The sequence below is a fragment of the Rhodovulum sp. P5 genome (assembly GCF_002079305.1).
Classification (GTDB): domain Bacteria; phylum Pseudomonadota; class Alphaproteobacteria; order Rhodobacterales; family Rhodobacteraceae; genus Rhodovulum.
Map to the genome: position 1 here is coordinate 584,719 of NZ_CP015039.1, position 13,928 is coordinate 598,646.

General features: G+C 64.6%; 12 protein-coding genes and 1 tRNA gene. 7 read left to right on the plus strand and 6 right to left on the minus strand.

Annotation, left to right across the window (positions count from 1 at the left end):
- Nucleotides 1-915, minus strand: coding sequence for a 5-bromo-4-chloroindolyl phosphate hydrolysis family protein (locus RGUI_RS02860; RefSeq protein WP_081535939.1), 915 nt, complete (start codon nt 913-915; stop codon nt 1-3).
- Between the two features lie 173 nt (nt 916-1,088).
- Complete coding sequence (locus RGUI_RS02865; RefSeq protein ID WP_081531672.1) at nt 1,089-1,889, minus strand: pseudouridine synthase; 801 nt, start codon at nt 1,887-1,889, stop codon at nt 1,089-1,091.
- Between the two features lie 76 nt (nt 1,890-1,965).
- On the opposite strand from RGUI_RS02865, the gene RGUI_RS02870 reads away from it, so the two are divergent.
- A complete protein-coding gene (locus tag RGUI_RS02870) occupies nt 1,966-2,418 on the plus strand; it encodes a nucleoside deaminase (RefSeq protein ID WP_253798813.1) in 453 nt (150 codons plus the stop codon).
- A gap of 54 nt (nt 2,419-2,472) precedes the next feature.
- Here RGUI_RS02870 and RGUI_RS02875 read toward each other — a convergent pair whose 3' ends face one another.
- On the minus strand, nt 2,473-3,165 hold the full coding sequence (locus RGUI_RS02875) for a metal-dependent hydrolase (protein ID WP_081531673.1): 693 nt from the start codon (nt 3,163-3,165) through the stop codon (nt 2,473-2,475).
- 61 nt (nt 3,166-3,226) lie between these two features.
- On the opposite strand from RGUI_RS02875, the gene RGUI_RS02880 reads away from it, so the two are divergent.
- Nucleotides 3,227-3,868 carry a ceramidase domain-containing protein gene (locus RGUI_RS02880; protein ID WP_081531674.1) on the plus strand — a complete coding sequence of 214 codons (642 nt, stop codon included), beginning with the start codon at nt 3,227-3,229 and terminating at the stop codon, nt 3,866-3,868.
- A gap of 15 nt (nt 3,869-3,883) precedes the next feature.
- Here RGUI_RS02880 and RGUI_RS02885 read toward each other — a convergent pair whose 3' ends face one another.
- A complete protein-coding gene (locus RGUI_RS02885; RefSeq protein WP_253799260.1) occupies nt 3,884-6,832 on the minus strand; it encodes an EAL domain-containing protein in 2,949 nt (982 codons plus the stop codon).
- Here RGUI_RS02885 and RGUI_RS22010 point away from each other — a divergent pair.
- Nucleotides 6,731-7,225 (plus strand): hypothetical protein, encoded by a 495-nt coding sequence (locus RGUI_RS22010; protein ID WP_253799273.1) that lies wholly within the window; start codon nt 6,731-6,733, stop codon nt 7,223-7,225. The genes RGUI_RS02885 and RGUI_RS22010 overlap by 102 nt on opposite strands.
- A gap of 366 nt (nt 7,226-7,591) precedes the next feature.
- Here the strand turns inward: RGUI_RS22010 and uvrB are convergent, their stop codons facing one another.
- On the minus strand, nt 7,592-9,781 hold the full coding sequence (gene uvrB / locus RGUI_RS02890) for an excinuclease ABC subunit UvrB (protein WP_081531676.1): 2,190 nt from the start codon (nt 9,779-9,781) through the stop codon (nt 7,592-7,594).
- Between the two features lie 184 nt (nt 9,782-9,965).
- On the opposite strand from uvrB, the gene RGUI_RS02895 reads away from it, so the two are divergent.
- Together RGUI_RS02895 and RGUI_RS02900 are read left to right on the plus strand one after the other, a co-directional pair.
- Entirely contained in the window at nt 9,966-10,277 is a 312-nt protein-coding gene (locus tag RGUI_RS02895; RefSeq protein ID WP_081531677.1) for an ETC complex I subunit, read from the plus strand.
- A 117-nt stretch (nt 10,278-10,394) separates the two neighbouring features.
- A tRNA-Arg gene (locus RGUI_RS02900) sits at nt 10,395-10,470 on the plus strand.
- A 70-nt stretch (nt 10,471-10,540) separates the two neighbouring features.
- Here RGUI_RS02900 and RGUI_RS02905 read toward each other — a convergent pair.
- Nucleotides 10,541-12,292 (minus strand): alpha/beta fold hydrolase, encoded by a 1,752-nt coding sequence (locus tag RGUI_RS02905; protein WP_172841067.1) that lies wholly within the window; start codon nt 12,290-12,292, stop codon nt 10,541-10,543.
- 532 nt (nt 12,293-12,824) lie between these two features.
- On the opposite strand from RGUI_RS02905, the gene RGUI_RS02910 reads away from it, so the two are divergent.
- Nucleotides 12,825-13,187, plus strand: a complete 363-nt coding sequence (locus tag RGUI_RS02910) for a hypothetical protein (protein WP_081531679.1) — start codon at nt 12,825-12,827, stop codon at nt 13,185-13,187.
- A gap of 64 nt (nt 13,188-13,251) precedes the next feature.
- The gene (locus RGUI_RS02915; RefSeq protein ID WP_156882846.1) at nt 13,252-13,803 is read left to right on the plus strand and encodes a YbhB/YbcL family Raf kinase inhibitor-like protein; all 552 of its coding nucleotides are present in this window, start codon (nt 13,252-13,254) and stop codon (nt 13,801-13,803) included.
- Nucleotides 13,804-13,928 lie beyond the last annotated feature (125 nt).

Below are 13,928 nucleotides of genomic sequence, written 5' to 3' on the forward strand. Positions count from 1 at the left end.
TCACTCTCCACGGTTGTGCGTGGCCGTCTCGGGGCGCACGCCTTCACGCTGCAATCTTTCGCGCAGCACCTCGATCTCGACATCCAGATCGGTGCGGTTGTCCTGCATCAGGGCCCGGGTCCGAGCCGCGAAATTCTGTTCCAGATCATCCAGAAGCGAAACGTAGTCCGCCCGGGCACTTGCATCACGGGTCCGGGCAAAAAAATCGGCGAACTTGGTGGAGGCATCCCGCGCCCCCAGAAGATAAACGACGAGGTATTTCCGGGCCGCGGTCAGATCGCGCGGGTCCTCCTCCACGGTCCGGAGCATGTCGCGCACGGTCTCTTCGAACCGGGTGATGCGGGCCTCCAGCGTGCGGTCGCCGATGCGACTGATCGCTTCCGACATCGTTTTCAGATGCGCTTCGGCCTCCTCGACGACCTTTGCCACGCGGTCCTGCTGGAAGGTGTCGATCCCCTCCATCCCCTTGTCCTTCATCGGGTCCACCCCGAAGGTCAGGCTGTGCAGGACAAGGCCCATAACCGCATAGATCGACGGTTCGAGAAAGCCCGCCCCGGGGCCCATCCCGGCAAGAAAGAGCCCTGCCCCGGTCAGCGCGGACCCCATCATCTTGCGCGGCATCGCGGGCCGCCGGGCGACCTTGCGCGCCGACCACGCATCCTCGGCCCTCAGCCCCTCGCGCGTCAGCCACGCGGCCAGCAACAACAGGCCCAGCGCGCCCAGCGTCAGGCCCATCCCCACGGGATCAGAGGAAAACGCCCGCGGTATCAGGAAGATCGGCACGAAGAACATGAAATTGGCCCGGGCGCCCGCCCGGCTGGGCCGCTTGTTCTGGAACGGATGGCGCGGGGGGATGACCCTCACGCCCTCGGTCTGCGCGGTCGGGCTGTATTTGCCGCCGTAACGCTCTGCCATCATGCGCCCCCCGTGAAGGCGACATAGATCACCAGCGCGACCAGCAAGGAGAAAGCCAGCTTTTGTAGACCGGTCTCGGACATACCCAACCCCATGTACTTCGCTCTTGCCTTATACATGGGATGCGACAGCGATACGAAAAGCAAGCCCCGTGGAAATCTGTCGGCAGAGGTTTACCGGTTGCGGCGGCGCGTGCGCGCGACCTTGGGCCGTGCGACCGCGGTTCCGGTGGGTTTCTCGTCGGACCCAAGCCCCAGTTGGTCACGCATGACCCGGGCGCGCACTTCTTCCACCTCGCCCGCCTTCAGCTCACCCAGACGGAAGGGGCCATAGCCCACCCGGATCAGCCGGTTGACCGAGAAGCCAAGGCTTTCCATGGCCCGGCGGATTTCGCGGTTCTTCCCCTCGCGCAGACCGATGGTCAGCCACGCATTGGCCCCCTGCTGCCGGTCGAGCGTCACGCTCATCGGCTGGAACCGCTCCCCTTCGACCGTTACGCCCTTGCGCAAGGGCTCCAGCGCCTCGTCGCTGGGCGCGCCCTTGATACGCACGCGGTATTTCCGCACCCAGCCGGTCGCGGGCAGTTCCAACCGCCGCTTGATTTCCCCGTCATTGGTCAGCAGCAGCAAGCCTTCGGAATTGAGGTCCAGCCGACCGACCGACATCACCCGCGGCATGTCCTCGGGCAGCGCGTCGAAGACCGTCGGCCGCCCCTTTTCGTCCCGCGCAGTGGTCACCAGCCCGGCGGGCTTGTGGTAAAGCCACAGCCGCGACGGTTCGGGCTCGGCCACCTCCTGCCCGTCGACGGCGATCTTGTCGGCCGGGGTCACGTTCAGTGCGGGGCTGGTGATACGCTGACCGTTGACGGAGACGCGCCCGGCCTCGATCATCCGCTCGGCCTCTCGGCGGGAGGCGATCCCGGCCCGGGCCAAAACCTTCGCGATGCGCTCGCCTGTGGGAGAATCCTTTTCCATGGCTGATGGTCTACGCCCGTTCCGTGATCGGGGAAAGCGGCTTGCGACCGGGCCGGCCCCGCGGCATGAGGGTGAAATGAGCCCCTTTCGCAGCCATATGGACGCGGCCTTGGCCGAGGCGCGCGCCGCCGCCGCCCGCGGCGAGGTGCCGGTAGGCGCGGTCGTGGTCGCCCCCTCGGGAGAGATCGTGGCCGCCGCTGGCAACCGCACGCGAGAGTTGTCGGATCCCACGGCGCATGCCGAGATCCTCGCCCTTCGGGCGGCCTGCGCGGCAGCGGGGTCGGAACGCCTGCCCGGCCATGATCTGTACGTGACGCTGGAACCCTGCCCGATGTGTGCCTCGGCCATCAGTCAGGCCCGCATCGCGCGGCTTTACTATGGCGCGGCGGACCCGAAATCGGGCGGTGTGGCCCACGGGCCGAGGGTTTTCGAGCATCCGCAAAGCCACCACGTGCCCCAAGTCTACGATGGTATCGGCGCGGCGCAGGCCGAGACTCTTCTGAAAGACTTCTTCGCGGACAGACGGTGACGAATACGGCCCGGCACATCGCCGGGCCGCAAGGGACCGCCCGTAAAGGGACGATCAGAGTTCGATCGGGACCAGAACCTCGGGCTCGATCACATCGACGCCCGGCAGACCCTCTTTCAGCGCATCCGCCGACTGCTCCAGCAGCGGGAAGGTCTTGTAGTGGCAGGGGATCACGGTCTTGAAGTCGAAATAGGTTTTCGCCGCATAGGCCGCCCGCTTCATGTCCATGGTGAAATGACCGCCGGCGCACAGGATGCCGATATCGGGCGCGTGCAGGGCGTTGAAGACCCCCATGTCGGCCATCACGTCGGTATCGCCCGACACATAGATGGTGCGGCCCTCACCCGAAATCATGAAGCCCGACTCCGTCCCGGTATAGACCGGCCCGTTCGGCCCGCCGATGGACGCCGAGTGGGTGGCGTTCACCATGGTCACGGCCACGTCACCCAGCTGTACGGTGCCGCCCTTGTTGAAGCCGATGACGTTGATTTTCTCCTGCTCTTCCCACCAGCTCATCAGGTCAAAGATGCCGACGGCGGGAATGCCGAGTTCGCGGCAGATCGCGACGGTGTCGGCGATATGGTCGAAATGGCCATGGGTCACCAGAAGATGGGTGGCCCCTGAAATGGCCTCGGCGCGGCGATCCTCGGGGAACATCGGGTTCCCGACAAGCCAAGGGTCGATCAGCAGAACCTGATCGCCGATCTCGATCCGAAAGCCGGAATGGCCAAGCCATGTGATTCTCATCTTACACTCCGTATATTGTTAATGAATAAGGCTTCCCTAGCAGACAAATGGCACGGGTTTAATGAACTGGACCGAACAGATTGACGCGTATTGCGAACGGACCGACCCGACCTACTGGTCGGAGCCGATCAACGCCGTGACCAACGCCGCCTTCGTGATCGCCGCGCTGGTGATGTGGCCGCGGGCAAAGGGGCAACCGCTGGCGCGGGCACTTTGCATCGTGCTCGCGGTGATCGGGGTCGGCAGCTTTCTGTTCCACACCCACGCGACGGCATGGGCTTCGATGGCGGATGTCCTGCCGATCCTTGCCTTCATCCTGCTCTATCTCTTCGCGGCGAACCGTCACTATTGGGGGCTGCCGCTCTGGCCTGCGCTGGGGCTGACGGCGTTGTTCTTCCCCTATGCCGCGGTGACGACGCCCGTCTTCACCGCGATGCCTTGGCTGGGATCGTCCGCCGCCTATGCGCCGGTGGCCCTGCTGATCCTGCTCTATGCGGCGCTTCTGGCACGGCGACTGCCGAATGTGGCGTGGGGTCTGGGGCTTGGCGGGGGGCTTCTGGTGCTGTCGCTCACCTTCCGCACGCTGGACGGCCCGCTTTGCCCGAGCCTGCCCGTGGGCACGCATTTCATGTGGCATATCCTGAACGCCGTCATGCTGGCCTGGATGATCGAGGTCTACCTGCGGGCCGTTCGCAGCGCCTGAGGCTGCGGCCTGAGGTCAGGCGACGTTCCGGCACCGCGCAAGCGCACGGCGCAGGAAGTCCTCTTCGCTTTCCGGTGTCGAGAAATGGAAGCCCTGAAGCACGTCGCATCCGATCTCGGCCAGGATGTCGGCATGCGCCTGCGTCTCGACCCCTTCGGCGACGGTACGAATGCCCAGCGTCTGGGCAATCTCGACAATCGCGCGTACGACGGTACGGGCGCCCTCGTCATCGGCAACCGGGGCCACGATCCGCCGGTCAATCTTCAGGGCAGAGGGCGCGATCTCGGTCAGGCCGATGATCGAGGCCTGTCCCGATCCGAAATCGTCCACCTCGATATCGATCCCGGCCTCGCGGATCTTGCGCAGGCCGTGTGCGAGGGCCGTACTTTCATCCTCGACCAAGATCGACTCCATCAGTTCGAAGGCAACCTTGGTCCCCTCCCCGCTCATCTCGCAGGCCAGCGACACCAGATCGGGGTCCTGAACACGCCCGGCACAGACGTTCATGCTGATCTTCGGGATCACCAGCCCGTTCGCGCGCCAGCGCGCCAGCGCATCGCGGGCCTTTCGCATGACCATGCGGTCGATTTCGGGCACCAAGCGAAGCTGTTCGGCCACGCGCAGAAACGCGTCCGGGGTCAGCAGGCCCCGTTTGGGGTGGTTCCAGCGCAGCAGCGTTTCCACACCGACGACCTCGCCGGTGCTGACGGAGATCTGCGGCTGGAAATACGGAAGGAACTGGTCGCGTTCCAAAGCCTCGTGCAGGTCCTTGGCCAGACGGCGCTCTTCCAGCAGTTCACGGTGAAGATCGGCCGTGAAGAACTCCATCCGGTTTCGCCCGCCCTCCTTCGCCCGGTAAAGCGCAGCATCGGCAAAGACCTGAAGTTCGGCGCCGAATGCGGTGATATCGTCGGCATAGGCGATACCAAAGCTTGCGCCGAACCGGCAGGGCCGGCCATTATACAGGAAGGGTTCGGCCAACTGGGCCTGAATTCGTTCCACGATTTCCCCCGCATTGCGGCGGGACATGGATGGGCCGAGAATGATCGAGAATTCATCGCCCCCGATCCGGGCTGCGAAATCGCCCGCGCGAATGTTGTCGCGCAAGACCCCCGCCACCCGCAGCAGCACCTCGTCACCCGCTTCGTGGCCCAGCGTGTCGTTGACATATTTGAAATGATCAAGGTCGATGCGGATCAGGGCACAGCCTTTCGGTCCGTCGGCAAAGGCGCCCTCCAGCCGCTTGGCCAACATCTGGTCGTAATAGCGGCGGTTCGGCAGGCCGGTCAGGCCGTCATGCAGGGCCTGACGTTCGTTCTCGGCCCGCATTTCCTCGGCCAGACGATGGGCGCGGCGCAGTTCGGCCTCGCGCTGAACATCCTGCGTGACATCGTTCATCGCCCCGGTCCAGATGACGCTGCCATCGGGGTCACGCCGCGGGATGGAGGCACCATGCAGCCAGACCATGCCCCGCTGCGGATGGGTCAGCCGGAACCGCATGTTCCAGGGCGTCAGGGATTTCGCGCTTTCCTCGGCGCGGGCCAGAACCTCTGGCACGTCGTCCGGATGGATACGCCCGAAAACGCCAGAGCCAAGCGCCTCGATCTCTGCCCGGTCGAACCCGATCAGATCCTCGAACCGGGCGCTTGTATAGGGAAAGTCGATCTGGCCGTCGGGCGCCATCCGGTATTCGTAAAGGCCAGCAGGCGCGATATCGGCCACGGCGCGCAAGCGTTCATGGGCCTTCTGCACTTCCTCGGCCGCTTGCGCTGCGCGGCCTTCGGCCTCCATCTCGCTCGTGATGTCGATAATCGAGCAATAGAAGACCCGCGTTCCGTCCGCGAACGCCGTCGGCTTGAAAGATGATACCACCCAGCGCAGGCCCTTTTCCGGATGCACGATCCGGTGACGCACGTTCGCGGCAGTCATGTCCTTGCCCGCCGCATCGCGGGTCTGTCGCAAGGCACCGAGGTCCTCGGGGTGGATATGGCGTTCAAAAGCGGTGGAATCGGTCGCGATCTCGTCCCGTGTGACACCCGTGATCTCACACAGCTTGGCGCCGAAATAGGGCAGGCTGACCGACCCGTCGGCGGCGACACGGTATTCGAACAGCGCACTGGGGGCGTTGAAGACCAGCGTGTTCAGGCGGTCGCGCGCGCGCCGCGCGGACTCTACCGCATCCGAAAGCCGGGCCTGATCGTGCTTGCGTGCCGTGATGTCGGTTAGGCTGCCGCAGATCATGGAGGGCATGGAGGCCGCGCTGCGGTCCACCTTCTTGCCCTTGGAGGCCAGCCAGCGCCAGCTTCCATCCGCATGGAGCACCCTGAATTCCGCCTCGAACGTCTCAGCCTCACCCGCCTCGATTGCGGCTTGGCGGTCGGTGACTGCTTGTGCATCGTCGGGATGGATGCGGCGCCGGAATTCGGCAGACGTAAGTTGCGTCTCGGCCGGCAGACCGAGGACGGTATTGAGGTTCTGTCCGAACCACGATGCCCCCGTCTCGGGAATACGGTGCCAGGGCACGACGCCGCCGTTTTCCGCGGCCACGCGCAAGATCTCGGCTGTCTCGACCGCCTGCGTCGGTGTGACTCGACCAGCCGGGGCCGCGGACACCGGCACCCCATGCGCCGTCAGGGTCCCGCACACAAGTTCGGCGTGATGCGGCGCCGTGCGCACCCGGCGTTCGCCGGTGGCGCGAAACCAGATTTCTGTTCCATCCGTGCCGATCAGCCGAAAGGCCACCTCGAAGCTCCGGCTTTCGCCGCGCATGACCCGGCGAAGCCCGCATAGGGCCGCCTTGCGATCCGCTGGATGGATGGATGAACGCAGTCGGTGGAAAGACAGCCGCCCCCCGTCCAAGGCATGCCCCAGCACATCTTGAATGCTATCGGAAAGCTCAATCGCGCCGGTTTCGAGATCGACCAACCATTCGCCGGCGCGCGGTCTTTCCCGCGGGACGGACACATCACTCGCCCGATTGAACTGAACCAGCGCCGCGACGGTCTTTCCCTGTTGAACGACCGGTGTCAGGAAACCGCCGCAGAGGTCCCGGCCGGCATCCCCGCGCAAGGCAACCGGCGCGTGGGCCTGCGGGCCAGCGACGCTTTCCAGCGCGGCAGAGAGTTCACCGAAAAGCGGCCCCCCGACATCGTGCAGCGTGCTGCCAATATCGGCGCCGATCCCGGCACTTCGTGCTGCGGTGTTGAGATCGATGAGGTCACCCGCCAGCGACAGAAGGACGGCGGGACAGGCGCTTTCGCCATGCATGGTCTTGAACGACTGAATGATCTGGTCCACCGCACCAAAGCCCTTGTTACCCGGCCCTGCCACAGGACCCGCATCCTTTGCGTAAAATGATTGGCGAATTGATCGAGCATTGGGTGTTTCCGCGGCGGATTTGGGGCAATTGCTAACGAAGGGTTTCGGAAATACATCCTTGGGTTGCGTCGCTGGAGCGCGGATAAATGCAGCGGCGGAACCGTGTCCGTACCCGTGCGCATCTTGTCTGGATGAGGTTCGGGGATCGAAAGCAGGGAACAATTTGCGCCTGCCGGCGCGAAGGCGCACGACCGGTGACGCGTCAGCGTCAGAGGGAACAGCCAATGGCCGTCGACGAAGTCGAGGGCAAGACGTTCATCCTTTCCCCGCCTGCGATTTCAGAACCACGCAGGTACGCGGATCACACGCGCCTTTCTGAAGGGGTCTTCGTCGGTCTGAATCGGGCTATCCCCGTCGCCTCCGGCTCTTGCCCCCCCTCTGCCCCGCCTTGCCCGCGGTCGACCGTCCCTTGGCGCTGACCGCGGCCTCGACCGCGTCGTCCACCGCCGATTGCCGGGCAAGGGGGTCGTCGGCCACGGCCAGATCCACCGCTTCGAGACGCTTGATTTCGTCGCGCAACCGCGCGGCTTCCTCGAACTCCAGATTCTCCGCCGCTTTGCGCATCTCGGCCCGCAGCCCGTCCAGATGGGCCCCAAGGTTCGCGCCGTGCATCGGCTTGTCGATCCTTGCCGTCACGCGCGACTGGTCGGTGTCGCCCTGATAGAGGCCGGCAAGGATATCATCGACATTCTTCTGCACCGTCTCGGGCGTGATACCGTGCTCAAGGTTATAGGCGATCTGCTTTTCGCGGCGGCGCTCGGTCTCGCGCAGGGCACGCTCCATGCTCCCTGTGATCCGGTCGGCATACATGATGACGCGGCCGTCGGCGTTCCGCGCTGCCCGCCCGATGGTCTGGATCAGAGAGGTCTCGGAGCGCAGGAACCCCTCCTTGTCCGCATCAAGGATCGCGACCAGCCCGCATTCGGGGATGTCCAGACCTTCGCGCAGCAGGTTGATCCCCACCAGCACGTCGAAGGCGCCGAGCCGCAGGTCGCGCAAAATCTCGATGCGTTCGATCGTGTCGATGTCGGAATGCATGTAGCGGACGCGGATGCCCTGTTCGTGCAGGTACTCGGTCAGGTCCTCGGCCATGCGTTTGGTCAGAACGGTGCAAAGGGTGCGATAGCCCGCGGCGGCGACCTTGCGCACCTCATCCAACAGGTCGTCCACCTGCATCTCGACCGGGCGGATCTCCACCTGCGGATCCAGCAGCCCCGTGGGCCGGATCACCTGTTCGGTAAAGATACCGCCGGTCTGTTCCAGTTCCCAACTTCCGGGCGTGGCGGACACAAACACCGATTGCGGGCGCATTGCGTCCCATTCCTCGAACTTCAGGGGGCGGTTGTCCATGCAGCTTGGCAACCGGAACCCGTGTTCGGCCAGCGTGAATTTCCGCCGATAGTCGCCCCTGTACATGCCGCCGATCTGCGGCACGCTGACATGGCTTTCGTCGGCAAAGACGATGGCGTTGTCGGGGATGAACTCAAACAGCGTGGGCGGCGGTTCGCCGGGCGCGCGGCCGGTCAGATACCGGGAATAGTTCTCGATCCCGTTGCAGACGCCGGTGGCGTCCAGCATTTCAAGATCGAAATTGGTGCGCTGTTCCAGACGCTGCGCCTCCAACAGACGCCCCTCCTGCACCAGTTGGTCCAGCCGCTGGCGCAGATCTTTCCGGATTTGCTGGGCGGCCTGCTGAAGCGTCGGTTTGGGCGTGACATAGTGGGAATTGGCGTAAACCCGGATCCGGTCGAACGTGTCGGTCTTCTGCCCGGTGAGGGGGTCGAATTCGGTGATCGTCTCAAGATCCTCGCCGAAAAACGACAGACGCCAGGCCCGGTCTTCAAGGTGGGCAGGCCAGATTTCCAGCACATCGCCCCGAACGCGGAAACTGCCACGCTGAAACGCCTGATCGTTGCGCCGGTATTGCTGAGCGACCAGATCTGCAATCACCTTGCGCTGGTCGTAGTCCTGCCCAACCATCAGGTCCTGGGTCATCGCCCCATAGGTTTCGACCGAGCCGATACCGTAGATGCAGGAGACCGAGGCCACGATGATCACGTCATCCCGTTCCAGAAGCGCCCGGGTCGCCGCGTGACGCATCCGGTCGATCTGTTCGTTGATCTGGGATTCCTTCTCGATATAGGTGTCCGACCGCGGCACATAGGCTTCGGGCTGGTAGTAGTCGTAATAGCTGACGAAATACTCGACCGAGTTGTCGGGGAAGAAGCCCTTGAATTCGCCATAAAGCTGGGCGGCAAGCGTCTTGTTGGGGGCAAGGATGATGGCGGGGCGCTGGGTTTCCTCGATCACCTTGGCCATGGTGAAGGTCTTGCCGGTTCCCGTGGCGCCCAGCAGCACCTGATCCCGCTCTCCCGCGCGCACGCCCTCGGCCAGTTCCGCAATGGCGGTCGGCTGGTCGCCCGATGGCTTGAACGCGGTCTGCATGACAAAGCGTTTGCCGCCTTCCAGTTTTTCCCGTTCAGCCACGGGCGGGGCGGGGGCATTCAGCGCTGCGGGTTCTGTCGAATAGGGCAAGGCGGCGATTCCTCTTCTTCTGTGCAAGAGTTGTCGCCGGGCCGGACGGGTTCAAGGGGCTTTCGGCGCGGCGGTCGCGTCATGATGCACAATCCTGTATCCCGCCGCATACAGACCTCTTGCACTTGTCGCCGGGCGTGCCCATAACTGATGCAAATTCCTATGGGGGAGGTGCAGGAAAACGATGCGTGCGCGTATCTATCAACCGGCCAAGACCGCGATGCAGTCGGGCATGGCAAAGACCGAACATTGGGTGCTGGAATTCGCGCCGGCCTCGGCCCGCGACATCGACCCGCTTATGGGCTGGACGGGGTCGACCGACACCCAGGCCCAGGTGCGCATGAAATTCGACACCCGCGAAGCCGCCGAAGACTATGCCCGCCGCCACGGGATCGAAGCCACCGTGCTGCACCCCAAGAAGCGCAAGCACAATGTCCGCCCCACGGGATATGCGGAGAATTTCGCGCCCAGCCGCAGGGGGGCGTGGACCCACTGAAAGCCCGCCACTGGGCCGCTGGCCGAAACGGCCCGATGGCGCCGTGAGCGGGAGGCCGGGCCGCTTGGCATCCACAACGTTGACATGGCGGCCCAGATCAACCAAGCACGTTGCGAGGGGCCGTTAGCTCAGTGGATAGAGCAATCGCCTTCTAAGCGATTGGTCGGGGGTTCGAATCCTCCACGGCCCGCCACCTTTTCGGATCTGCGACAGCCCCCTTCTGGCGATCGGCCGGCGCCTGCACGCCCGTCTTGAACGCGTGTTCAAACGGAGTGCCGACCCGCACCCATCACCGCCTTCTGGGGCAATACGGTATCCGCCAAGGCCGGGAAGAGCCGCGACCAGTGGCTGAAGAAGATGAACTGCCCGGCGTCCTCGTGCACCTCGAACGTGATCCAGGGGTAGTCCTCGCGGAACTCGGCGACCGTTTCGGGCGGGGCGATCGGATCGGTGGCGCCGTTGATGAAGCGCACCGGAATCGTGTCACGCGTGGCCTGAACCGCGCGTTTCCAGTCGCCACGGGCGAATTCACACATCTCCTGCGCATAGGCCCGATGAGCCAGATGGCGGGGCGATACGGCGACGCGGGTGCCCGTCAATATCGCCTCTCGTGCCGTGGCATCCGCCATCACGGCCACGTCGGGGCGTGAACTGCCATAGACCTGTCGCACGAACTCCTCCCGCCCGATGCGTGCAGCGAAGTGAAACCCGCCCCGGGCCACCAGCGGGATCAGCGACGGTGTGTAACGCGCCGTGCCCACGACGAAACGATGCCACTTGTCCATCCGGCTGTACTGCACCTCGCGCGTCATTGGCAGGACACCCGCAAAGGCGACCAAGCCCGCCACGCGCCCGGGGAACCGTTCGGCGAAGCAGAAGGCGAGGAAGCTGTCGTTCTCAAGCGATACGAGCGTCACCTTCCCGGCAGTCTCCCGGTCGAGGATCAGCAGGATATCCTCGAAGATTCGGTCCAGCACGTCTTCCCCGGCCTCCCGGCCCGAGGTGTTGCCGTAACCGGGCCGGATCGGCACGATCACGCGATAGCCGCGCCGCGCGGCCTCTTTCTCGGCCAGGGCGGGCCACTGGCAAAAGCCGTAGGTTCCGTGAAAGAACAACAGCGTCTCGCCCCCCGGCGCACCAAAGGCGCGATAGGTCACCGTCCGGCTGCCGTCACATATGAGTTCCTCGTCATCGAAGAACGGCAAGGCGCAGGCCCGCCCCTTGCCGCCGCCCACCGACGGATCGGCAAGCGGGGGGTCGCGGTACATGGAGGCACTGATCAGCGTCAGTTCAAGCTGCGATTGGGCGCCGGTCTTGTCGAAAATCCGCTTGGTCTGTTTCTTGACGGTTTCAGGCGAGACATCGCGATGGACCGCGATTTCCTTTCGGCTGAGACCCTGCAACGACAGGCCCAGAACCTCTTGTTCTGCCGCGGTCAGGTCGAAGGCGCGGGCGATCTGCCCCGCCACCCGGGAAATGGCGGCACGATCAAACAGAATGACGAATTCGCAGGCGGTCGACCCCTCGATATCGACGGGAAGCCGGCGCACGACCGACCCGGGCAGTTTCCCCCGCAGCAGGCCCTGGGCCGTCCGCCGTTCCTGCCCTGCATCACGCGGCCGGTCCGCACGAGACTGGGCCTGACAGGTCGTGTCAGGCGCCAAGAGGCTCTGGGCCTTCGGGTTCGCCCGCAGGACGACACCGTCCTTTGACAGCAGCAGCGCCGGCAAATGTTCGTAGACCGCAAAAAGCTTGTCGATTTCCGGAAACGGCGTGGTGGTGTCGAAGATGCGCTCCGCCTGCCCCACATGGCGCGAGGCCGCCTGCGGGTCGAGGGGAGAGCCGGCAAGGGGCGAGGCGACGGCAAGCGCCTTTTCCCAACTGTCGACAAGGCGTTCATAACGCTCGGGGTTCAGGGCGGTGCCGTAGATTTCGCAAATCAGATCGCTCTCCACCGAAAGCGGTGTGCGCGCGTGGGCGCCCCCGTCGTAAAGCAGTTGTCCCGGCTTGTTCATTCGGAAACCCATCGGAAAGATATATAAATATAGTGCGGACCACGGGGGCACAAGCTCCCATCGGTGGATCCGCCTGTATGTATCCCAATAATGCCATGAGGTTATGACGCTTGGGCGGGCACGCGCAACGCCGCGCATCCCAGGCTGCCCGTCGATTGCGGCGATTGTCCCGATGCGTTCATCAATGCCGCTTTTACAGGCTGATTTCCGCCGGATGCGGCCCCCGAACCGGCGATTATTTGCCGGTCCCGAGCAGCCCCAGACAGATTGAATACCCCAGCTGGGGAATGGAAGCAGGCGCGCCGATTTCACTATTGTCGCGGTAGAGCAGTCCTGACGGTTTTCAGGCGATGGTTCGGGGAAAGGGGCACGAACGCTGTGCCCCCGCCTGTCCACTGCCGGAAGCCGTGATCCAGCAAGCGCGGAGGGCCCGGCGCCGTGTCCGATTTACGGTTTGCGGCAGCAATGCACGCGACACACCCCGGCCGGGTCGAGCCGGTCGCCGCCACGTCCCCGTTCCGGAGGCAACGAAATGGTTCAGACCCTCATCGCGATCACGGCCGTCGCAATGGCCGTGACGCTGTTTCAAACCTCGGTTCTGCTGATCGGCGGGTTCATCGGGAAAGAGATGCTGGCCCCGTTCTACCGCGCAGTCCCCACATGGTGGCAGCGGATGCTGCTGGTGATCATTCCCCTGTCGGGCACCGGGAACCTGCTGGCCGCCTATGCCTTTCGGATCGATCCGATGGCCGCGGGCGTCGGCCTCGCGGTCTTCGGCATCTGGACCCGGCTTGTTGGCGGCGTGATCGTGCAGGGCAAACCGCTCGACGCGGTGAGCCTCGGGCTGGTGGCCGCGATCACGCTGCTTGGCCTGGCGCTTGGCCTGCGTGCCTGAAGCTGGGGCGCCGCCCAGTGCAGCCGCCGCCCCCTGATTTTTTGTACTGAAGAAGGAGAACCCGATGACCCGTTTTGCCTTGCGCCCCCTCATGGCCGCGGCCCTTGCCCTGGCGGCAACGCCCGTGGCGGCCGAGATGACCCTGACCTCGCCCGATATCGCACCCGACTCCGCCATCGGTGCGGATTTCGTATTTGACGGGTTCGGTTGCACCGGGCCGAACCTTTCGCCCGCGCTGGAATGGTCCGGCGCCCCCGAGGGCACGGGCAGCTATATCCTGACCGTCTACGACCCCGACGCGCCCACCGGTTCGGGCTTCTGGCACTGGTCGCTGTTCAACCTGTCCGCCGACACCACGTCCCTGCCGCAAGGCGCAGGCAAGACGGCAGACCTGCCCGATGGCGCGGTGCAGGCCCGGAACGACTATTCGCAGAACGCCTATGGCGGCCCCTGCCCGCCCGAGGGCGACGCCCCCCATCGCTACATCTTCACGATCTACGCCATGCCGCAGGACAAGCTGCCGATCGGTGAAACCGCATCGGGGGCCTTTGTCGGCTTCTTCGCGCACACAAGCGCGCTGGACAGCGCCAGCTTCACCGCGCTCTACGGGCGCTGACGGGGATCGGACCCGGCCCTGTAACCGGTTCGGCCGACGCAAAGATATCCGCGTCGCAAGTTCAAGATACGCCCGGTCCATCGGCAATGGCGGCCCACGGGGTCGCCATTGCTGTTTCACATTAT

What these genes read in the sequence shown, in the direction of transcription:
- RGUI_RS02875 (WP_081531673.1), bottom strand. Translation starts at nt 3,165, where the DNA reads ATGAGAATCACATGGCTTGGCCATTCCGGCTTTCGGATCGAGATCGGC.
- RGUI_RS02865 (WP_081531672.1), bottom strand. Translation starts at nt 1,889, where the DNA reads ATGGAAAAGGATTCTCCCACAGGCGAGCGCATCGCGAAGGTTTTGGCC.
- RGUI_RS02895 (WP_081531677.1), top strand. Translation starts at nt 9,966, where the DNA reads ATGCGTGCGCGTATCTATCAACCGGCCAAGACCGCGATGCAGTCGGGC.
- RGUI_RS02870 (WP_253798813.1), top strand. Translation starts at nt 1,966, where the DNA reads ATGAGCCCCTTTCGCAGCCATATGGACGCGGCCTTGGCCGAGGCGCGC.
- RGUI_RS02905 (WP_172841067.1), bottom strand. Translation starts at nt 12,292, where the DNA reads ATGAACAAGCCGGGACAACTGCTTTACGACGGGGGCGCCCACGCGCGC.
- RGUI_RS02910 (WP_081531679.1), top strand. Translation starts at nt 12,825, where the DNA reads ATGGTTCAGACCCTCATCGCGATCACGGCCGTCGCAATGGCCGTGACG.
- RGUI_RS02915 (WP_156882846.1), top strand. Translation starts at nt 13,252, where the DNA reads ATGACCCGTTTTGCCTTGCGCCCCCTCATGGCCGCGGCCCTTGCCCTG.
- RGUI_RS02880 (WP_081531674.1), top strand. Translation starts at nt 3,227, where the DNA reads ATGAACTGGACCGAACAGATTGACGCGTATTGCGAACGGACCGACCCG.
- RGUI_RS22010 (WP_253799273.1), top strand. Translation starts at nt 6,731, where the DNA reads ATGCCCCAGCACATCTTGAATGCTATCGGAAAGCTCAATCGCGCCGGT.
- RGUI_RS02860 (WP_081535939.1), bottom strand. Translation starts at nt 915, where the DNA reads ATGGCAGAGCGTTACGGCGGCAAATACAGCCCGACCGCGCAGACCGAG.